Source organism: Pelorhabdus sp. sgz311001 (assembly GCF_055901755.1).
This window is the reverse complement of record NZ_JBVXUT010000005.1, coordinates 330234-352182: the sequence shown is the minus strand read 5'-3', so window position 1 is coordinate 352182 and position 21949 is coordinate 330234. Positions and strand designations below refer to the sequence as shown.

Genomic DNA, 21949 nt, shown 5'->3' with positions numbered 1-21949 from the left:
AAGATGAAATTCAACATCATTGCAAAACGGTATTGGTGGTTTGCCTTATCGGCAATCATTATGATTCCAGGTATTATTTCCATGGCTTTGCAGGGCTTCAACCTAGGAATTGATTTCACTGGCGGAACTTTAATTGATGTGCGTTTTGCCAAACCGGTGACTGTGCAGGAAGTTCGCGATGCTTTGCAGGACTATCAACTGCAGCATAGTACGATTCAGCTTTCCTCTTCCGAGCAGGTAGAAGCGGCGCCGAATGTAATGATTCGTACGCATGTGCTTACTGATGAAGAGCGGCGCGATGTGCTCGCTGGCTTAGGCGAAAAAATCGGTCCCTATGAACTATTGCGTAGTGAAAAAGTAGGGGCAACGATTGGAGCAGAACTGATTCAACAGGCAATTTTAGCTTTGGTGATTGCTTCTGTGCTCATTATTGCCTATATTGCCTATCGGTTTGAATTTAAGTTTGCTGTATCAGCCGTTGCGGCCATGCTTCACGATATTTTGATTGTTTTAGGTGTTTTTTCTTTACTGCATAAAGAAGTCGATGCGTCTTTTGTCGCAGCGATTCTTACGATAGTTGGTTATTCGATTAATGATACGATTGTTATTTTTGACCGGATTCGGGAAAATTTGAAGACGCATCGTAAAAGTGAAAGTTTTCAAGATCTCGTCAATCGCAGTATCTGGCAATGTATGACTCGGTCTATTTACACTGTCGTAACAGTTCTTTTTGCTACTGCAGCTCTGTTTCTCTTCGGTGGCGAAAGTACCAAGAATTTTTCGTTGGCTCTGTTGATCGGCTTCTTAAGCGGTGCCTATTCATCGATCTTTAATGCTAGTCCGATCTGGGTTACCTGGAAAGAATATGCTGATAAAAAACGTTTAGCGGCCCGACAGGCTAAATCATAAATTTACAACGATTTTGCCTAAAACACTCTCTGACAATACAGCAGAGAGTGTTTTTTAATCCATTTGTCCTATTTTTGCCGAAAAAAATAAATTCTTCATTTTGTGGCAGGATTTAGAAAGTTTTTCGACAATATGTATTAGGAGGCAATTGCAGTAGAGGTGACAGAATAAAAATGGATAGGATGTTTTGTATAAAGCAGGCAGAGTGTTGTAGTCAGCCGCCTAGTATTTCGAATGAATTGAAGGCAAAGGCGTTGTTATATGCAAATCCTGATTTAATTATTCGTATAGATATAAAAGGCGTACTTTTAGAAATTATCGAGCCGAAAGGCTGGATCCCTTTTGATATAAAAAAATTAAGACAAAGTCGATCGATTCAAGAGTTTATGCCGCAGGAAACGGCTGAGGAAATTCTCACAGCAGCTCACAAGGCGATTCACAGTAACCAAATTGAGACTTTTGAATATGATATTTTAGTCGGGGATGCCCAAAGAAGTCGTGAGTGTCGTGTGGTACGGCTAAACGATGCAGAAGTTATGATTATTATCCGCGATATTACTGAACGGAAAAATATGGAGTCCATTTTACGGCATATTGTTGAGGGTGTTTCGCATGCCACAGGCATGGAGTTTTTTACTTCTTTAGCGAAATATATTGCAAGTTATTTTCATGTACAGGCTGTAATCGTAGGAGAATATGAAGTAGCAACAAAAAATCTACGAGTTTTGGCGCAAGTGCAAGAAGATGAGTTATTTTCTGAAAATTGCTGCTTTAGTATAATGGACTGTGTTCTTGGCGATGTTGTCAAAGGGCGCGATATACTTATAAAAGAGATTAACTCTGAGGAATATCCTTTAGATCCCTATTTGCGGCAGTTATCTGGCGGTTGTTTTGTCGGTATACCGCTCTGTGATTCTTGCCAGCAGGTCATTGGCATGATTGCTATTTTTGATTCTAAACCGCTGGAGCATCCAGATTTTGTGGCTAATTTGATTAAAATATTTGCGCTTAGGGCAGCTTCTGAATTGGAACGTCTTAAGACGGAGAAAAGTAATCAGGCGAAGTGGTTGCTTGATGAGTTAACTCAGCTTCCAAATAAGCGAGCGTTATTAACGGATATGGCGGGTTTACTCGTATCACCTAGTGCTCAAGCTGGCATTACGTCTTGCTTATTTATAAATCTGGATCGTTTTCGCCTGATTAACGATGTGCTCGGCCATGAAAAGGGTGATGCGTTAATTCAAGTTCTAGCTTGTCGCTTATCCCATTTAACAGATCGTCACGGCGGCTTGATAGCACGTTTTGGCAGTGATGAATTTGTCTTTATTTTAACTGGGAAATCTAATCGGGCGGAGATTGAAGATTATGCGGTGCGGTTATTGCAAGTTATTCGTGAGCCTATTCTAATGGATGGGGAAGAATATAGCGTAAGCGGTAGCGTCGGAATCAGTATTTACCCGCAAGATGGTGAAACAAGTCAGCAACTCTTGCAAAATGCCGATGTAGCTATGCATTTAGCGAAAAACAGCGGTCGCAATACTTATCAATTTTATCATGATACGCTCCATCAGGTTGTTTCGCATAAGCTTGGTTTAGAAAATCGGCTACGTCAGGCTTTACAGGAAAATCAGTTTATGCTTCAATATCAGCCGCAGTTCTCGATTGATACAGGAAAGATTGTCGGTATGGAAGCTTTGGTGCGTTGGCAAAGTCCTGATTACGGTCTAATTTCACCAGCGGAGTTTATTCCCTTAGCGGAAGAAACGGGCTTGATTGTACCTTTAGGCAAGTGGATTCTCTATGAAGCCTGCCGCCAGAATCGAATATGGCAAGATGCCGGTTATGATAAACTGCCTGTAGCTGTGAATATTTCACCAATTCAATTTCGTGATCCCAATTTTATTAACACAGTAAGAGATACTTTATTTCTTACGGGGCTTGAAGGCCGCTGGTTGGAAATTGAATTTACGGAAGGCCTGACAATGGATAAAAGTGAGCTCGTCTTATCTCATATGAAGGCGCTTCATAACATGGGCGTGGCCATGTCGATTGATGATTTTGGCACAGGCTACTCTTCGCTAAGCTATCTAAAATCTTTCCCAATTCAATCCTTAAAGATTGACCGTAGTTTTGTGGAAGGCATGACGTTAGATCAAAGTGACGCAGCCATTATTAACGCAATTATTGCTATGGGAAAAAGCTTAAATCTGTCGCTAGTTGCAGAAGGGATTGAGACAGAAGAACAGCTTGATCTGCTTAGAGGACAGCAGTGTCAAAAGGCGCAGGGGTTTTTATTTAGCAAACCCTTATCACCGCGAGACTTTGAAAAGTTTATTTTGCAAGGACTTTCCCAATAAGCAAACTGTACTTGTTAGACGCCGGAGTTTTTCTCCGGCGTCTTTTTAAAAGATTTTTTTTGTTAAAAGGATTCTATCGGTTTATTCGAGAATTATATTCATTTAGGCAAATTTTCATTTGAATATAGGAATAAGTGAAGGTTGTTTTATGGTAAAAGGGAAAAAAGTTTGGTGCTTAACTAGGACTGACGACGCTCTTTGCGATCGTTTAGCGCAAGAATTTAATATTACAAAAACAGTCAGCCGCCTGCTTGTCAGCCGCGGTTATCAGAGTGCTGATGAGATCAGGCGGTTTTTATTTGATAATGAGGCGCAGCTCTTTGATCCTTATCTGTTAAATGATATGGAAAAAGTCGTGATGCGTCTTTCTCATGCAAAGCAAATGAATGAGCCTGTTTGCATTTATGGTGACTATGATGTTGACGGAATTACGGCTGCATCATTGTTGTTAAAAGTGCTGCGTCAAAGCGGCCTAACGGCAGAAGTCTATATTCCTGACAGAAAAAGCGAAGGCTATGGTTTGCATAGTGAGGCCTTGCAACGAATTTATGAACAAGGCTATCGTCTGCTCATTACGGTTGATTGCGGCATTAGCGCACACCAGGAAGTGGCTGCTACTCCTGCTGATTTTGATATTGTGATTACAGATCACCATGAGCCTAGTGAAACATTGCCACCTGCGTTTGCGATACTAAATCCCAAACGACGTGATTCAACGTATCCAGAGAAGATTCTTTCGGGCGTTGGTGTGGTTTTTAAGCTTTGTCAGGCTTTGTGGCCGCGTCTGCTGCCGGAGAGAGAACCTAGTGAACTGTTTCGATATTGCGACTTAGTAGCTCTAGGAACGGTGGCTGACATTGTACCGCTCACTGGCGAGAATCGGATTTTAGTAAAACGGGGACTGCAGCAGATTCGTGAAGCGCCCTCTTTAGGGATACAGGCTCTTTTGGCAGTTAGCCAAACAAAAGGTGATATTGATGCAGGAACGATCGGATTCCGTCTAGCACCTCGCTTAAATGCTGGCGGACGAATGGCTCACGCCGCCCAGGGCGTTGTTTTGCTTACAAGTGAAATCGAAGCTGAGACGACGAAAATTGCCGCCGAGTTAGATGCCGAAAATCGTTATCGACAAGCAGTGGAAAAGGAAATTTTGATTGAGGCTGAAGCAATTATTGCGCGATGGGATATAGAACAGGAAAAAGTTCTTGTTGTTGCTGGTGAAGGCTGGCACCCTGGCGTGATCGGCATCGTAGCTTCTCGCCTCGTAGAGCGCTACTGGCGCCCTGTTATTGTGATTTCTTTGCAGGACGGCATTGGTAAAGGATCTTGCCGTAGTATTCCGTCCTTCAATATGTATGAGGCACTCCAGTCTCTGTCATCAGGGACCTTGATTCAGTTTGGCGGCCATCATCAAGCGGCTGGGCTTACTGTTTTGGCTGAACAAATTTCGACGTTACGAACTGAACTGCAAGACTATGCCAGTAAAACCTTAACACCGAAAGATTATGAGCCAATTTTGACACTGGATGTTGCCGTGGAACTAGCTCATATAGATGAAGCCTTTTTAGGACAATTAGCCTTACTAGCGCCTTATGGCGAAGGGAATAGACAGCCGCGCTTTCTTTGCAGAAACGTTAAAATAGAAGAGATTCGCGCAATGGGGAAAGCAAAAGACCATCTTCGTCTGGTTATTTCCCAGGAAAAAGTTTTTAAAACAGTCATCGCTTTTGGTTGTGGCGAGTGGGCCTCAATGCTTTCTTTAGGAGAAACGGTTGATTTAGCTTTTTACCCTGAATATAATGAGTTTAATGGCAAAATTTCGATTCAATTGAAAGCTTATGATATAAAAAGTGCGCCTAAGGATGAATTAGCGGCTTTATACTGCTGTGATCAAGAGGCGGACAAAGGCTGGTCTGGTTGTATTGATGCTGATTTTTTCTATACCAAAATAGTTGGCGTTACCTTTGAAAACCGGCAAGAGCGAATTCACTCGCTGCAAGAAGGCGAGGCGCTTGTTCTACTCAGAGAACCGACGAATCCGTATGATGCGAATGCCATTCAGGTACAGACGGAGCAAAAAGAGGTTCTAGGCTATTTGAATGCCGCTTTGGCCGCTGTTCTCGCTCCGTTCATGTCAGCCATTTCATACGAGGCACAGGTAGCTTCCATAAGTGGCAAAGACCAAAAAAATTGGGGAGTAAATATAGCGGTTTGGTCGAAACGATCAGGACAGTCGCTTCCAGCTTTAACGAAGCTTAAGCCCAAAGACATCGATGAAAGTATTAGGCAGTTGCTGTTAGGTGAACGTCACTATCGTCCTAGTCAGCAGCAAACACTTGATTTATTAAAGCAGGGACGTAGTTGTTTGACTATTATGGGGACAGGCCGAGGAAAATCGGCTATTTTTCAATCTTTTGCCGCTCAAATAGCGATGCGCCATAATCAGATGACAATTGTTTTGTATCCCTTGCGAGCACTAGTGAATGATCAGTTTCTTTTAACACAGGCCAAATTCAGTCAACTCGGGCTTACTGTATGTCGCGGAACTGGCGCTCTAGCCGCTCAAGAAAAAGCCGAACTGCTTAAGGCTTTGGACGATGGTCTCGTAGATGTTTTGTTAGCAACACCGGAGTTTGTGGCGGCTCATTTGACCTTATTGCAAAAACAAAAAGATAGAATTGCCTTTTTGGTTATTGATGAATGTCATCATATGGTGCTAAGCGGGAAAAAAATGCGTCCCGTTTATCAACGCATTGCCGAGTTACGCAATCGCTTAGGTAAGCCGCTAACGCTTGCAGTTACAGCTACGGCTGACGATACTGTCGCTAAAACAGTTTCGCAAGAGCTAGAACTTGAGGCTCAGGTGATTGACCCGGCGGTGCGAGAAAATTTACAGCTTTTAGATAGAAGAAGTTTCGGTGATAAACTATCCTATAGCAAAGCTATTGTGGGGACTGGTGAAAAAACTTTAATCTATGTGAATAGTCGCAGTCAAGCGCTTAATTTAGCGAATGATCTTAGACGCGCTTTTCCTTTACTCGAAGATCAAATTGGCTATTATCATGGCGGTATATCGCTCTTGTGGCGCAATAAAGTGGAAGAATGGTTTCGTGGCGATAAACTGACTACTGTTGTTGCGACAAGCGCTTTCGGCGAAGGAATTGATATTCCCGATATTCGTCATGTTATTTTATACCATGCGCCGTTTCATCTTACTGCATTTAATCAACAATGCGGTCGAGGCGGTCGCGACGGTAAGCTAGCTGAAATTCATTTGCTGTTTGGTGATAAAGATATTTCTTTGAATCGACTATTGTTGGAAGCTGAGGCGCCAAGCCGCAATATGGTTGCTTGGGTATATCAGGCATTGCGCCGTTTAGCCGACGAGAAAGGCGCTTTAAGTTCTTTAAATCAGGAAATTGCCGAGTATATCGAACATTTCTTTGGTCATAAAATAAACGATAATGCTGTCGGCGGCTCGATTAGGATTCTTGAGGAGCTTAGCTTACTGCAGCGTGAAAAAAAAGGCCGGACGCGGCTTCTTACTTTGGCGCCGACACCTGCCAACAAGCTTGACATTGGCCAATCGCCTTATTATAGTGAAGGGTTACGGGAAAAAGAACTCTTTGAACAATTTGCTGCCTATATTATGACTGAGCCGATCGAAACACTGTTAGGACGCATCAATCAGCCAATTTATCCAACTGATTATAAAAATGATAATAAAGGGGTTTTCGTGAATGAATTTTAAAGAAACAATCCGTGTAATTGAAAATTTTCCCGAGCCAGGAATTAGTTTTAAAGATATTACAACACTACTGCAAAAAGGGCCGGCTTTTCATGACGCCATTGCGACAATTGCTGAGCATTTTGCTAGTGAACAGATTGATCTTGTCGTTGGTCCGGAAGCCAGAGGCTTTGTGATTGGAGCGCCTGTAGCTTATGCCTTGAAGGCTGGATTTATACCAGTTCGTAAACCAGGTAAGCTGCCAGCACCGACTTTGAAATTTTCTTATGATCTTGAATATGGCAAAGATTGCTTGGAAATTCATCAAGATGCTGTACAAAAAGGTCAGAGAGTGATTATTATAGACGATCTTTTGGCGACAGGCGGTACAACCTTAGCTACAATTGATTTGATTGAGAAACTAGGTGGCATTGTCGTTGGAATTGGTTACTTAATTGAACTGCAAGAGCTTAAAGGACGAGAAAAATTAGGTAATTATCCAATATTTACTTTGATTCAATACTAATAAGCGAAGGGGGGCGCTGAGCCATGGGTGGAGATAAGAACACTCAAATTGACGAACTGTTAAAACAAATTTTAGCGAATCAGCCGGACTCACAAAAGCCCCTGATTGAAAAAGCCTTTCATGTGGCAGTGACAGCTCATACGGGGCAGAAGCGGGCTTCTGGCGAAGAATATATTATTCACCCCCTTGGCGTTGCTAAAATACTAGCGGAATTGCAAATTGATGCGGTTACAATCAGTGCCTCTTTGCTGCATGACGTAGTAGAAGATACAGCCATCACCTTAGCGGAAATTGAAAAGGATTTTGGCCGTGAAGTGGCTTTTCTTGTTGATGGTGTTACGAAGCTAAGCCGGATGGAGTATAAATCAAAAGAAGAGCAGCAACTTGAAAACTATCGCAAGATGTTTTTAGCCATGGCAAAAGATATACGGGTCGTGCTGATTAAGCTGGCTGACCGGCTTCATAATATGAGAACATTGAAACATGTGCCGCCAGAAAAACAGCAGCGAATTGCCAGTGAGACTATGGAGATTTTTGCTCCCTTGGCTCATCGACTAGGCATGTCGAATGTGAAATGGGAATTGGAAGATTTAGCTTTTCGTTATTTGGAAGAAGAAAAGTATTATGAGCTTGTCGAGAAAGTTAAGCAAAAACGGCAGGAACGGGAAGCTTTTATCAACGAAGCCGTTGAAATTTTAAAACAACGTCTTGACTCAGTGGGAATAAAAGGCGAGATTCAAGGAAGGCCAAAACATTTTTACAGTATCTATAAAAAAATGCAAAAAAGTCATAAAGATTTAAGCGAAATCTATGATTTGTCGGCTATCCGTATTCTCGTTGATACAGTAAAAGATTGTTATGGTGCACTGGGGATGGTGCACACACTTTGGAAGCCGCTGCCTAATCGCTTTAAAGATTATATTGCTATGCCGAAAAGCAATATGTATCAGTCGCTTCATACAACCGTTATTGGCGTTAAAGGACAGCCGCTGGAAATTCAAATTCGTACCGCCGAAATGCATCGTACCTCGGAATATGGTATTGCGGCTCATTGGCGTTATAAAGAAGGCGGTAAAAATGGCAGCAAGGATTTCGACCAGAAACTGTCCTGGTTGCGTCAGCTTTTAGAGTGGCAGCAAGAAATTCGCGATCCCCGTGAATTTGTGGAAACCTTGAAACTAGATGTTTTTGCTGATGAGGTTTTTGTTTTTACGCCTAAAGGTGATGTGGTTGATTTGCCAGCTGGATCTGTTCCGATTGATTTTGCCTATCGAATTCACACGGATGTAGGACATCGCTGTACTGGAGCGCGCGTAAATGGCAAAATTGTTCCGCTGGAATATACGTTAAGCAATGGGGATATTGTAGAGATCATTACGACGAAGCAGGGAAATGGTCCTAGCCGTGATTGGCTCAATATTGTCGGCGCTTCGGAAACGCGTAATAAAATTCGTCAGTGGTTTAAAAAAGAAAAACGCGAAGAAAATGTTGCTAAAGGTCGCGAGTTATTAGAAAAAGAAATTAAAAAATTAGGTTATGATGTGAAGGTTCTTGGCAAAAATGAACGAATTTTTGAAGTTGCCAAGAAAATGAATCTGGGAAGTGAAGATGAACTCTTAGCATCCTTGGGATATGGCGGTCATACGGTTCATGCGATTATGACCAAGCTTGTAGAAATTTATAAAAAAGAGCAAAAACAGTCCAGTCCGCCTGATATGAAACAAATGCTTGCTGAGCTCAAGCCAAAACGGCCGAAGAACAAAAGCAGTCACGGTGTGCTGGTTAAAGGCGAGTCTGGTCTTTTAGTAAGATTGGCTCGTTGCTGCAACCCTGTGCCTGGTGATGCAATAGTTGGTTTTATTACTCGCGGTCGCGGTGTTTCGGTTCATCGCGCCGACTGTATCAATATTTTGCATAATCGGGAAGAATATGAAAGAGTCATTGAAGTAGACTGGGATGTAAGTGGCGACCAAGTATATCCTGTGACGGTTGAGGTGACAGGATCGGATCGTCCCGGGTTGTTATCAGATATTATTATTCTATCAGCCGAAAACAAACTAAATATTAGTACAGTCAATGCCAGAGTACAAAATAATAAAGTGGCTGTAATTACTTTATCCTTTAATTTGAAAAATGTAAGTCAACTAGAATTAATTATGACCAAAATTCGTCGGGTGAAAGATGTTTATTCGGTGCATCGGCCTACCCAGGGGGCGGGAGGAAGCGCATGAGAGCGGTTGTACAACTTGTTGATCAAGCAAAAGTAGATGTAGCAGGCGAAACGGTTGGCCAAATTGCGCAAGGGTTGCTATTGTTTTTGGGCGTTACGGCTGACGATACGCCGGAAGATGCGCTTTATTTAACAGAAAAAGTATTGAATCTGCGTATTTTTCCTGACGAAGCAGGCAAGATGAATTTATCACTCCTGGATATAAGCGGTGAGCTCCTAGTCGTATCGCAGTTTACGCTTTACGGTGACTGTCGTAAAGGACGACGTCCTAGTTTTGATAAGGCGGCGGCGCCGCTCTTGGCGAATGAACTTTATGAGCATTTTATTTCTCTGTGCCGTGAACGAGGCGTAGTTGTTGCTACTGGCGTGTTTCAAGCTGAAATGCAGGTGAGTTTGCTCAATCATGGACCAGTTACGCTACTTCTGGATAGTAAAAAAACATTTTAAGAGAGGTGCTGGCGTTGAAAATTGTTAAATTAGAAGTAGGAAATCTTGGAACGAATTGTTTTATTGTCTATGATGAAACATCGCGGTTAGCGGCAGTCGTTGATCCCGGCGGTAGCGCTGATGAAATCTTACGGTTCATTGCGCGTGAATCACTGCAGGTAGAAAAGATTCTTTTGACTCATGGTCATGCCGATCATATTATGGCTGTCGACAAAGTGAAGGCAGCTACAGGTGCGAAGCTTTATGTTCATGAAGCCGATGCTCCCATGCTTGCTAGCGCTTCGCTGAATTTATCCGGCTTTATGGGGCAAGGTTTCACTGTGAGTGAACCTGATTTTTTCTTGCGAGATGGTGAAACGGTTTCGGTTGGATCTATTGTATTTCAGGTACTGCATACTCCTGGTCATACGCCAGGCGGTGTTTGTTTTGTGGCTGAGGAAATTGCCATTTGTGGTGATACGCTGTTTGCGGAATCAATCGGCCGAACTGATTTTCCCGGCGGATCCTATAAGCAGTTGATTGAAAGCATTAAAACGAAACTACTTTGTTTGCCGGATCAGTATAAAGTATTGCCTGGCCATGGGCCTGATACGACAATTGGTTGGGAGCGAGAAAGAAATCCATTTATTCAATAGGGAGGCCTTCGCATGTCTGTATCAAGGCTAGACCTAGTCCGCAGTTTATTTTTATTCGTTTTGCTTTATGTGTTTTATGAAGCGTCAGACGTACTGTGGCCGCTGTTGCTTGCCTTTGTATTTTCGTTTATTTTGAATCCCTTAGTAAATTTTCTTTGCCATAAAGTCTTCTTCGAGCGGTTTCTCTTGCCGCGGGCGGTGGCGGTAGTTATCGTTATGATTGCTGCTTTTACGCTGGTAGGCGGCGTTATGTCTGTCATTTTCCTACCGTTCGTTGATGAATTCAATAAGTTTATGGTGAATTTACCGACTATTGTTGATAAATTTCATATTCTATCGCTAGCGATTGGCGAAAAGGCTAACACGATTGAACTTCCTAGCAATATTCGTTCCATTTTGGATCAAGGTATGTCTAGTGTAACATCCTTTTCCATTGATTTTGTAAAACGGATGGCTATGGCCTTTTTTAGCGTGGCATCGCGGGCAATTGCTCTCGTTGTAACACCTGTTCTCATTTATTATTTTTTAAAAGATGGTCAAAAAATGAAAGAGGATTTCATTCAATTTTTTTCTTTGAGCCATCAAGCGAAGACGCGAGCAATTTTAGAAGAAATGGCTCTCACTATGAGCGCTTATTTACGGGGGCAGCTGTTGATTAGTCTCATTATGGGGCTGATGGTTTTTTGTGGGCTTTTTTTTCTAAAAGTTGATTATCCCATGGTGATTGCTTTGCTGGCTTTTCTTACGGAGACGGTTCCCATTATCGGACCGATTCTCGGAGCGATACCAGCTTTGGCGCTTGCTTATCTAACAGCGCCAGAACTAGCCGCCAAAGTTTTAGTGTTTTATATTATCGTCCATCAAATTGATAATCATATTATTGTGCCAAATATTATGGGTCACACGATTGCGCTGCATCCGGTAATTGTGATTATGAGCGTGATTATTGGCGGGCAAATGTTTGGAATTGTAGGAATGATGCTGGCTGTTCCTGTGGCCGCATTGCTTCGCGTATTTATTAAGCATTTACATATTGTGGGGTGAGGCCATGACAATGACAATGGCAGAAATCAAACAAAAATTATATGACAATCACAGCAAGTTAACACCGCAGCGCAAGATTATTCTACAGGCTTTTCTTGATCATCCTGAAGAACATTTAAGCGCCGAAGATGTGCATCAAATTGTGAAGCCTCAGGCAGCTGAACTGGGGGTTGCCACAGTTTATCGTACTTTAGAACTTCTTAGTGAGATTAAGGTATTAAAGAAAATGGAGTTTGGCGATGGGCGCAATCGTTATGAAATTCAAAAAGATGATGAGCCCCATCATCATCATCATTTGATCTGTCTTTCTTGCGGTAAAGTAAAAGAATTTGAAGATGATCTGCTGGAATCACTGGAAACAGCGATTGCGAGAAAAAGCAATTTTACGATTGTGGATCATCAATTGAAATTTTACGGCTATTGTCAGGAGTGTACTAAAAAGTGACAACTTATTTTCTGTCCGATTCTTCGCCGGGTGCTCAGGCAACGCAAGAGGTTATGGCGCTTTTCGGTTTCTACCCGGTTGAAGAAAGTGCAGCTGATCTAATCATTGCGCATCAAATCAAAGACGGAGTGATACCGGAAATTACTACAGTTCTTATTGGCTATAAAAACGGCGAGCGGCGGCAAGAATCTTGTCAGGAATCCGGCGAGATCGTAGGAAGCCGTAAGGGAGTAGAGCGAGCGATTCGTCTTTGTGTATATCGTCTGCTTACCAACTGGACAGGGCAAGATCCTTCTCCTTGGGGAATCTTGCGTGGTGTTCGGCCGACTAAAATTGTTCGTTTGCTTGCTAGTGCCGGTCATAATTTTGCTGAAATTCAAGCTATATTAGAACAACGTTTTCACGTACACAGCAGCGAAGCTGCTTTAGTTACAGAAATTGCTTTTCGGCAGCAGCCAATTCTTCAGGAAAATAATTCCCGTAAAATAAGCCTATACCTTGGAATTCCGTTCTGCCCGTCGCGTTGTTTTTATTGTTCTTTTCCTGGCAGCGTTCTGCCAGAATCGGCAAAAGTAAAAACTTTCCTGCAAGCGCTTCAGGCCGATATGGATGATGCAGCAGAAGTGATTGATCGGTATCAATTAGAAGTAGATACGATTTACCTCGGCGGCGGTACGCCGACGAGCCTTGCTGCAAGTGATTTAGGCGCTTTGCTTACGAGAATTTCTGATCGCTTCATGCAAAAAGACACGCGAGAATTTACGGTAGAAGCAGGACGTCCTGATTCACTTGATGCAGCGAAAATTGCCGCCATCGCTTGTACTAAGGTCACTCGTGTCAGTGTGAATCCGCAGACTATGCAGGAAAAAACTTTAAAACGGATTGGACGAAATCATACAGTTCAGGCTATAATAGACATATTCATGAAATTTCGTCAGACAAGCTGTCTGATCAATATGGATCTGATTGCCGGCTTGCCAGGTGAATCGGTTGCTGATATGGAAAATACGCTGGAACAAATCATGGCGCTTGCTCCGGATAATCTCACTGTACACACATTAGCAGTGAAGAAGGGCGCTTTGCTCAAAGAGCGCCTAGACGCAGATGAGCAGGCGGTGCGGGCAGCTCTGCCTGATGACACTGTAGTAAGAGCGCAAGTGGCAAAAGCCGCACAAACCGCGGCAAAGCTGGGCATGGTTCCTTATTATCTATATAGGCAGAAATATATGGCGGCGCAGCTTCATAACGTGGGCTATGCGAAAGAAAACGCCTTTTGTCGTTATAATATACAAATGATGGAGCAGCAGCAGACCATTATTGGAATTGGACCAGGCGCGGCGACGAAGGCGGTGGAAAGAGAAACTTTTCGCCTGAATAGTTTTTATCATCCCAAAGATGTGAGAACTTATGAGCAGTCTTTGCCTATGTATTTGACAAAGCGGCGGCAGCTGTTAGACGATTTATATGAGGGCAGGCTATTCGCTGGATCAAAGGGGGAACCATCATGTTGACAACAAGGCCGCGAGGCACCAATGACATTTTGCCAGGCACCAGTGCCAATTGGCAGTATGTAGAAGAAATAGCTAGAGCGATCTGTCATAGTTTTGGCTATAAGGAGCTGCGTACGCCGATTTTTGAACATACGGAGCTCTTTTTGCGGGGCATTGGTGAGACCACGGATGTTGTTTCGAAAGAAATGTATACTTTTATTGACAGGGGCGACAGAAGCATTACGCTGCGACCGGAAAATACGGCGGCGGCTGTGCGTTCTTATTTAGAAAACAAACTTTATGCGGAAACCGTACCAAGTAAACTTTTTTATATTGGTCCCATGTTTCGTTATGATCGACCGCAGGCCGGACGACTGCGGCAGTTTCATCAGTTTGGTATTGAGGCAATTGGCGCGGCAGGTCCGCTCGTTGATGCTGAAATTATTGCCTTGGCGGTACAATTTTTCCGTAGGCTAGGACTGGATGATCTGTCTTTGTATATTAATTCTGTAGGTTGCCCTGAGTGTCGTCCGCGTTACAAAGAAAAGCTGCAGGAATTTTTACGGGATAAAGTAGCTGATTTGTGTGAAGATTGCCAAAGTCGATTCGAACGCAATCCCTTGCGAATTTTAGATTGCAAAAACGCCAAATGCGCTGCTCTGTCGCAGGGAGCGCCAGAAGTGGCTGACTGTCTTTGCGACAGCTGCCATGATCATTTTGAGGGTTTAAAAGCGTTCTTAGATAGTGCTGGTATTGCTTATACTTTAAATCCGCGTTTAGTGCGGGGGCTTGATTATTACACGAAGACGGCGTTTGAAATTCAGTATGCTCCGCTTGGCGCACAGAGCGCAGTTTGCGGCGGCGGTCGTTATGACGGTCTTGTGGCAGAATGCGGCGGCGAATCGACGCCTGGTATTGGCTTAGCGATCGGTTTGGAACGTGTGCTGTTAGCTTTAGAAAAGCAGCAGCTTTTGCCAGGCCAAACTGAAAAAGTGGATGTCTATGTCGTTGCTTTAGGGACGGCGGCGCAGCAAAGCGCTTTTAAATTGGCTTTAGAATTGCGTGCTGCCGGTCTTTCTGTAGAAATTGATACGATGAATCGCAGTATGAAGGCGCAAATGAAGCAGGCTAATAAATTTGCTGCTTCCTATGTTGTAATTCTTGGTGAGGATGAATTAAAATCAGGCCAAGCTGTGCTTCGTAATATGCAGTCAAGCGAGCAAAAGCAAATTGCAATAAATGAAGCTTGTCAATTGATTCAAGCTGAGATGGAGGAATAAAAATGGATACATTACAGGGTTTAAAACGCAGTCATGCCTGTACGCAGGTCACGAAAGCTGATGAAGGCAAAGAAGTCGTATTATGCGGCTGGGTGTCGCGTCGCCGCGACCATGGCGGCTTGATTTTTGTAGATTTACGTGATCGTTCCGGCATTGTTCAGGTCGTTTTTTCGCCGGATCATAACCAAGAAGCTTTTACGAAAGCAGAAACGGTTCGTAATGAATATGTTCTTGCTGTGCGTGGCGTAGTTCGTTTGCGTGACGATGCTACAGTCAATACAAATTTGGCGACAGGTGCAGTCGAAGTGTATGGCGAGGAACTGCGTATTTTGAATGCTGCAGCTACACCGCCTTTTTATATTCAAGATCAAATCGATGTCGATGAAAATCTTCGTCTCAAATATCGCTATCTTGATTTGCGTCGTCCGGAAATGCAAAAAAATCTCATGCTCCGTCACCGTGTGACGAAAAGTATGCGCGATTTTTTTGATGCGAAAGATTTTGTGGAAATTGAAACTCCGATGCTGGCTAAAAGTACGCCTGAAGGCGCTCGTGATTATCTTGTGCCAAGTCGTGTTAATCCAGGAAAATTCTATGCGTTGCCACAGTCCCCTCAGACTTTCAAGCAACTTTTAATGGTTGCTGGTATGGAACGGTATTTTCAGATTGTCCGTTGTTTCCGCGACGAAGATCTTCGTGCCGACAGACAGCCTGAATTTACGCAGCTTGATATTGAAATGTCTTTTATTGATCGTGATGAAATTTTGGCAATTATGGAAGAAATGGTTGCAAAACTCTTTAAAGAAGCGATTGGCGCTGACGTTGCCTATCCTTTTGCCCGCTTGACCTATGAAGAGGCCATGAATCGTTATGGCAGCGATAAGCCTGATACACGCTTCGGCATGGAGCTTGTCGATCTGTCCGAAACGATCAAGGGATCTAATTTCAAGGTTTTTGAAAATATTTTGGCTGATGGCGGCCAAGTGAAAGCGATTACCGTAAAAGGCCATGCCGCAATCCCGCGTCGTGAACTCGACGGTCTCGTAGACTATGTAGCAATTTATGGCGCCAAGGGACTTGCTTGGATGTGCTGTAATGAAGACGGTATAAAATCACCAATTGCTAAGTTCTTCTCAGAAGAGATGCTTGCGGCCATTCAACAAACCGCTCAAGCTGAAACTGGCGATTTGATTCTTTTTGTAGCAGATAAACCGGCTGTTGTTGCGGCCGCTCTAGGCCAATTGCGTCTGGAAATGGCTCGCCGTCTTGACCTGATTGATCCGAATAAACTCAATTTCCTTTGGGTTGTTGATTTCCCGATGTTTGAATATGATGAAGAAGAAAAACGTTATGTAGCGATGCATCATCCATTCACTTCGCCGCGGGATGAAGATATTCAATATTTGACGACAGATCCTAGTAAAGTGAAAGCAAAAGCTTATGATATGGTTTTAAATGGCACGGAAATCGGCGGCGGCAGTATTCGTATTTATAACCGCGATTTACAAGAAAAAACCTTTGAAGCGATCGGCTTTACCAAAGAAGCTGCCTATGATAAATTCGGCTTCCTCCTTGACGCTTTCGAATATGGCACACCGCCCCATGGTGGTATTGCTTTTGGTTTGGATCGTCTTGTTATGATTATGGCCAAACGAGCTTCCATTCGTGATGTTATTGCTTTCCCCAAAACGCAAAGTGCCATTGATCCAATGACACAAGCGCCGTCAGAAGTTGCTGAAAAACAATTAAAAGAGCTTTCCATTCGTACGAGCGTACTGAAAAAGAAAGCTACGCCGCAGGAATAAACTTCCACGGCGGTAAGCTTGCAATTTGCTGTAGATTCTGATAATATTAAGACAATGTAACAATAAAGTTTCCTGCTGTGTGCGTTTGTTGCTGGTGTTTTGAGCCAACACAGTTACATTGGGAATTGCGCTCTTGCTGCAGCGTAGATGCCTTGCTTGCAAGGACCTATCAACCAGAAAGGCCTTTACCCACCTGCCTAGGGCAGGTTCAAAACATTGGTTATACGGCACAGCGGGGTAAAAAGCAACCTCTTTATGGTGATTTATCACCACAAAGAGGTTGCTTTTATTTGTCTTCGATTGACGTTATGTGGAAATTCATGTAAACTTAAGGTGAGTAATTAGAAAATTTGTATTTTACTGAATAGACCTAGCGATGGAGAAAAGAGGTAGAAGCGAATGTTGAAAATGAATAGTATTAAGGCTAAGCTTTCTCTAGTCATGTTGCTCATTATGATTGTCTCTCTTTGTACTTTAGGCGGAATTAATTATTGGAATGCCCGTAAGATCGTGATTGAAGATGCCGAAAGTAATTTACAGACTTTGGCTCTGAATTATTCGGACAAGCTGGGGTTCTGGGTGGAAAAACGTAAAGCTGAAATGACGATGCTGGCGAATAGCCCAATTCTTGTAGCAGGCAATAAAGAAGAAATTATTCGCTATATGCAAAGTGAAAGCAAGCGCAATCCTGCTTACTCCCGGTTTCTAGTAGCCGATCTAAATGGGAATACTTATTATAGCAATGGGGCTGTGGCCAATATTGGCGATCGGGATTATTTTAAACAGTCAAAGGCAGGAAAGACCGTAATTTCTGATCCTGTTGTTTCGAAAGTAGATGGTAAGCTAGTGGCTGTTGTCAGCACTCCGATTATGAAAAATGGTGCTGTTGTGGCTGTTATGGGCGGTACGCTTTCAATGGATGAAGTTTCAGCGATTATTACAGCGATTAAAGTAGGCGATTCCGGCTATGCCTACTTAAAGCAAAACGACGGATTTACTATAGCTCATCCTGATCCGAATACCATATTGAAAAATAATCCGTTGACAGAGGCTGGCACTGATCCATCCTTAAAAGCAATGACCGAAAAAATGGTGCGTGGAGAAACCGGGCTTGATCAATATGTTTATAAAGGCGAGAAAAAATATGTTGCTTATGCGCCTGTACCAGAAACAACTTGGAGTTTAGCTGTGAATGCTCCTGTCAGTGAGGTTACGGGAAAAGTTATTTCGCTCATGTGGACATCGCTGTTTATTGTTCTGCTTTGTTTAGTTATAGTAGCTGTTTTAGTTCATTTATTTGCTAAAAAAGTGGCAGCGCCGATTGAATCTTTAACTGGTTTTGCCCAATCCATTGCGCAAGGCGATTTGACAAAAAACGATTTAGCCGTACAGTCTGATGATGAAATTGGTCGGCTTGGTCTTTCTTTTCAGGCTATGGCGCAGAATCTGCGGCATTTGATCAAGCAGGTCAGTGGATCGGCCGAGCAAGTATCGCTTTCGGCGCAAGACTTAACTACGAGCTCAGAGCAGTCGGCCGCAGCCGTAAATCAAGTAGCAACGTCGATTTCCGATGTTGCACAAGGGGCGCAGCATCAGCTTATGGCAGTGGCTAAAGCAATGAATGCGGTTGAAAAAATGTCTGGTGGTATTGATGTTATCGCAAGTGATGCGGGAAATGTAGCCGAGGAAGCGTTGCGTACGGCCTCCATGGCTAAAGAAGGCAGCTCTTCTGCCGAAAAGGCTATCATGCAGATGAACAAAATCGAACAGATTGTGGCTGCGTTGGCAGAAGTCATTGATAAGTTGGGAAGTAACTCCAAAGTTATCGGTCAAATTGTTGATACGATTTCCGGGATAGCCGGACAAACGAACTTACTAGCGCTCAATGCCGCCATTGAAGCGGCTCGAGCTGGCGATCAAGGCCGCGGTTTTGCCGTAGTTGCCGAAGAAGTTAGAAAACTGGCTGAGCAGTCGCAAGAATCGGCGAAACAAATTGCCGATCTGATCGGCGAAATTCAGCTTGATACAGATAAAGCTGTTGTCGCTATGCAGCAAGGAAGCGGCGAGGTTCGATTAGGTGCTGATTTAGTTGGCGCAAGCGGATCTGTATTTCAAAATATTGCCGAACAAATTGACCAATCGGCGAAACAGGCCGCTTCCATTTCGGAAACGATACAGGCTATGGCCAGTGGGAGTCGTGAGATTGTCGCTTCCGTGAAGGAAATTGATGAACTTAGTAAACTGGCTTCAGGCCGCGCTCAAACTGTTTCAGCGACTACGGAGGAACAATCAGCGTTTATGGAAGAAATTGCTGCCGCCAGTCAAAAATTAGTGACCATGTCAGGCGATTTAGAAGAAGCGGTTCGGAAATTCCGAGTTTAAAAGATCTTAACAAGCAAAAATCCCTGGACATTTGGTCCGGGGATTTTTTTGTAGGGGATGGGCTGTGTTTTTAGCAAGAATGCTTCGTGTAGCCATTTTTTCTTTATGCAATTACTATTCTTGCCAAAAGGTTACGTCAAGGGGATTACGGTCCACAAGTCGTTTATAACTATATTGCGGATAGCCTGCCATAATGGCGCCTGTAACAACTACGCCTGCAGGCAGGTGCAAGAGTGAGAGCAGAGGGGGGGATTCGGCGCTAGCGCAGGCTTCGAAAAAGCCGGCCCAACAACTGCCCAAGCCAAGCGTTGGCGCATAAAGTTCGGCATAGGCGAGTGAGAAGTGCGTGTTGTCACGACCACGAGCTGCATGAACTTTTTTAGCCATTGCAACAATTAGACAAGGGGCATTGCGCAAAATGACATCTTGTTTTGTAGTGCGATACGTTTTTACGGTTCCTTTAAAGTAAGATGCCCAGGCTGTATTTGCCGCAATTTCCTCTTCCATCCAGGTGATAACTGCTTCTGTGATTTGTGCTAGAACTTCTTTTTTATCAATGACAAGATAGGAAACGCCTTGCGCATTACTACCTGTTGGCGCTAAGCGGGCGGCATCAAGCAGTTCTAATAGTTGGCTTCTATCAACTTTTTTTTCTTGGTAACAGCGGATTGAGCGGCGGCTGCGTAAAAATTGCTTGGCAGTGGCTGCTGCTACGCTATGCGATTTCTCAATAAACGGCTGTTTTTCTAGCGGTGCATGACGGTGGTTTAACGCGCTAGTTGGGCAGACGGCGCTGCAGTGCCCGCAGGCGATGCAACGCCTGCTCACAGCGTGAGGGCCGTCTTCTTTCGTAACGGCAATAACCGACGTGGGACAGACAGCAGCGCAGGCGCCGCAACGAATACACTTTTCCTGGTCAATCGTAAACAATTTTAACATGATAAAATCCTTTCTTTGCAATACGTCTATAAAGAATGAAATGAGTAATTGCGTTTAAGTGATTTTTAAATTATATTATTTGATTTTATCAAGGTCAATTTATTTTTGTCAACAGAGGCTTTGCTCAACACTTGACAAAAAAGGTGAGAATTTATACCCTAATAGGTGAGAATGATTCTAAATTAGCCATAAAAGGGGAATCTTAGTTATGGGAGGAAATTCACATTTTTTACGCGGCGCTTCTTTGCCTCTCAGCCTCTTCTTATTGTGGCTTGTTGGTGATCAGCTGGCTTGGTGGCCCCTGTATGTTGTTCCCTCGCCTCAGGCTGTAGGCTCTGCTTTTTTTTCTTTGTGGGCGAGCGGCGATCTAATGAAGCATATTACGGTTAGTTTTTTTCGGGTTTTTGCTGGTTTTATGTTGGCTTTTACGGGAGCTATTTCTTTAGCTGTCTTACTGGCTTTGAAACCAATCTGGCGTTCTTATACGACGGCTTTGCTCGAATTTATCCGCCATGTCCCGCCACTGGCGGCGCTGCCTATGCTAATTTTGTGGTTTGGTATTGGCGAAATGCCGAAAATTCTTATTGTGATCCTGGCTACCTTTTTTCCAATTTTTTTAAATACGCTACAAGGCTTTTTACAATGTGATCCTAAGCTGCAAGAAGTGGGGAGAACCTATCAATTCAATGAGTGGGAGTGCTTTTACCATATTACTTTGCCAGCGGCTTTGCCAGCGATTTTACTAGGAATGCAGTTAGGACTGGGGTATAGCTGGCGCGCTTTAATCGGGGCGGAACTCATTGCGGCCTCGTCGGGAATCGGCTATTTAATTTTGGATGCAGAACAACTGGCTAGACCGGACATTGTCGTGATCGGCATTGTGACAATCGGCTTGATTGGGTCACTCATTGACTGGATTTTCTTTTATATAACAAGAAAGCTGATACCCTGGGCGCAAGGAGGCGAAAGCGACTATGGCCGACGTTAGGGCGCAAAATTTAACGAAAAGGTATTGTCTGGGTGAAACTGATTTTTGGGCCTTGCAGGAGGTGTCTTTTTTTCTGCCTGATCACAGCTTTACTGTAATTGTTGGCGAGAGTGGTTGTGGTAAAACCACCTTGCTTCGCTTGCTAGGTGGCTTGGAGGCAGCCACAGCAGGCACGATTCAATTATCAGGACAGGTGGCGGAAGTCAGCCAGGAAAAAGTTGGTCTTGTTTTTCAAGAACCTCGTCTTATGCCTTGGCTTACAGTACGGCAAAATATGGCGTTTCCTTTGGTAAAACGCTTAGAAAAAAATTTAATTACAGCAAGAGTGAATCATTATTTGCAAAAACTAGGACTAGAACGTTTTGCTGAGTCGCTGCCACGGCAGCTTTCCGGCGGCATGGCGCAGCGCGTGGCCCTTGGCCGAACACTATGCTATGATCCTGATATTATTTTACTAGATGAACCATTTGGGGCCTTAGACTATTTTACGAGGCAACGGCTGCAGCAGGATATGGTAGAACTTTTTTTAGAACAGCCGAAGACTATTGTATTTGTAACACACGATGTAGCCGAAGCCGTTACATTAGGCCAGAAAATCCTTGTTATGGCCCAAGGAAAGATCAAAGCCGAGATCGCTGTTCCTTTGCCCTATCAGCGCGATCCGCGGGCGATGGCCTTTTTTGCGAAACAAAATGAAGTATTAGAAGCCTTGCAAGGCTAAATAATTACGCTATGTATTTTCTAT

Annotated in this window: 16 protein-coding genes and 1 other RNA gene; 16 read left to right on the top strand and 1 reads right to left on the bottom strand. The window is 43.6% G+C overall.

The features are described 5' to 3' along the window. Positions 1-3 precede the first annotated feature (3 nt). The 14 genes from secF (at position 4) to AC0MXB_RS14460 (ending at position 19277) form a co-directional block, all read left to right on the top strand. Positions 4-909 carry a protein translocase subunit SecF gene (gene secF, locus AC0MXB_RS14525; RefSeq protein ID WP_474040433.1) on the top strand — a complete coding sequence of 302 codons (906 nt, stop codon included), beginning with the start codon at positions 4-6 and terminating at the stop codon, positions 907-909. Between the two features lie 173 nt (positions 910-1082). After that, positions 1083-3266, top strand: a complete 2184-nt coding sequence (locus tag AC0MXB_RS14520) for a bifunctional diguanylate cyclase/phosphodiesterase (protein ID WP_474040432.1) — start codon at positions 1083-1085, stop codon at positions 3264-3266. Positions 3267-3414: 148 nt separating this feature from the next. Further along, positions 3415-7017, top strand: coding sequence for a single-stranded-DNA-specific exonuclease RecJ (recJ, locus tag AC0MXB_RS14515; RefSeq protein ID WP_474040431.1), 3603 nt, complete (start codon positions 3415-3417; stop codon positions 7015-7017). Continuing rightward, on the top strand, positions 7007-7519 hold the full coding sequence (locus AC0MXB_RS14510; RefSeq protein WP_474040430.1) for an adenine phosphoribosyltransferase: 513 nt from the start codon (positions 7007-7009) through the stop codon (positions 7517-7519). The genes recJ and AC0MXB_RS14510 overlap by 11 nt, the downstream gene beginning before the upstream one ends. A 23-nt stretch (positions 7520-7542) precedes the next feature. Then, entirely contained in the window at positions 7543-9750 is a 2208-nt protein-coding gene (locus AC0MXB_RS14505) for a RelA/SpoT family protein (protein WP_474040429.1), read from the top strand. Beyond that, positions 9747-10196 carry a D-aminoacyl-tRNA deacylase gene (dtd, locus tag AC0MXB_RS14500; protein ID WP_474040428.1) on the top strand — a complete coding sequence of 150 codons (450 nt, stop codon included), beginning with the start codon at positions 9747-9749 and terminating at the stop codon, positions 10194-10196. Before AC0MXB_RS14505 ends, dtd begins: the two co-directional genes overlap by 4 nt. A 5-nt stretch (positions 10197-10201) precedes the next feature. Further along, a complete protein-coding gene (locus AC0MXB_RS14495; protein ID WP_474040427.1) occupies positions 10202-10831 on the top strand; it encodes an MBL fold metallo-hydrolase in 630 nt (209 codons plus the stop codon). A 12-nt stretch (positions 10832-10843) separates the two neighbouring features. After that, positions 10844-11875: an AI-2E family transporter gene (locus tag AC0MXB_RS14490; RefSeq protein WP_474040426.1), complete on the top strand. Its 1032-nt coding sequence runs from the start codon at positions 10844-10846 to the stop codon at positions 11873-11875. A 4-nt stretch (positions 11876-11879) separates the two neighbouring features. Continuing rightward, positions 11880-12320 (top strand): Fur family transcriptional regulator, encoded by a 441-nt coding sequence (locus tag AC0MXB_RS14485; RefSeq protein ID WP_474040425.1) that lies wholly within the window; start codon positions 11880-11882, stop codon positions 12318-12320. Beyond that, positions 12317-13831 (top strand): coproporphyrinogen dehydrogenase HemZ, encoded by a 1515-nt coding sequence (hemZ, locus tag AC0MXB_RS14480; RefSeq protein ID WP_474040424.1) that lies wholly within the window; start codon positions 12317-12319, stop codon positions 13829-13831. The genes AC0MXB_RS14485 and hemZ overlap by 4 nt, the downstream gene beginning before the upstream one ends. Further along, on the top strand, positions 13825-15090 hold the full coding sequence (gene hisS, locus AC0MXB_RS14475) for a histidine--tRNA ligase (RefSeq protein WP_474040423.1): 1266 nt from the start codon (positions 13825-13827) through the stop codon (positions 15088-15090). Before hemZ ends, hisS begins: the two co-directional genes overlap by 7 nt. A 2-nt stretch (positions 15091-15092) precedes the next feature. Next, positions 15093-16895: an aspartate--tRNA ligase gene (gene aspS / locus AC0MXB_RS14470; protein WP_474040421.1), complete on the top strand. Its 1803-nt coding sequence runs from the start codon at positions 15093-15095 to the stop codon at positions 16893-16895. Positions 16896-16961: 66 nt separating this feature from the next. Continuing rightward, a non-coding RNA gene (gene ssrS / locus AC0MXB_RS14465) (6S RNA) lies at positions 16962-17138 on the top strand. 156 nt (positions 17139-17294) lie between these two features. Next, positions 17295-19277 carry a methyl-accepting chemotaxis protein gene (locus AC0MXB_RS14460; protein ID WP_474040420.1) on the top strand — a complete coding sequence of 661 codons (1983 nt, stop codon included), beginning with the start codon at positions 17295-17297 and terminating at the stop codon, positions 19275-19277. 114 nt (positions 19278-19391) lie between these two features. Here AC0MXB_RS14460 and AC0MXB_RS14455 read toward each other — a convergent pair whose 3' ends face one another. Next, complete coding sequence (locus tag AC0MXB_RS14455) at positions 19392-20216, bottom strand: nitroreductase family protein (RefSeq protein ID WP_474040419.1); 825 nt, start codon at positions 20214-20216, stop codon at positions 19392-19394. 208 nt (positions 20217-20424) lie between these two features. Here AC0MXB_RS14455 and AC0MXB_RS14450 point away from each other — a divergent pair, with 208 nt between their 5' ends. Continuing rightward, the gene (locus tag AC0MXB_RS14450) at positions 20425-21204 is read left to right on the top strand and encodes an ABC transporter permease (protein WP_474040417.1); all 780 of its coding nucleotides are present in this window, start codon (positions 20425-20427) and stop codon (positions 21202-21204) included. Continuing rightward, on the top strand, positions 21191-21925 hold the full coding sequence (locus AC0MXB_RS14445) for an ABC transporter ATP-binding protein (RefSeq protein WP_474040416.1): 735 nt from the start codon (positions 21191-21193) through the stop codon (positions 21923-21925). Before AC0MXB_RS14450 ends, AC0MXB_RS14445 begins: the two co-directional genes overlap by 14 nt. Positions 21926-21949: the final 24 nt, after the last annotated feature.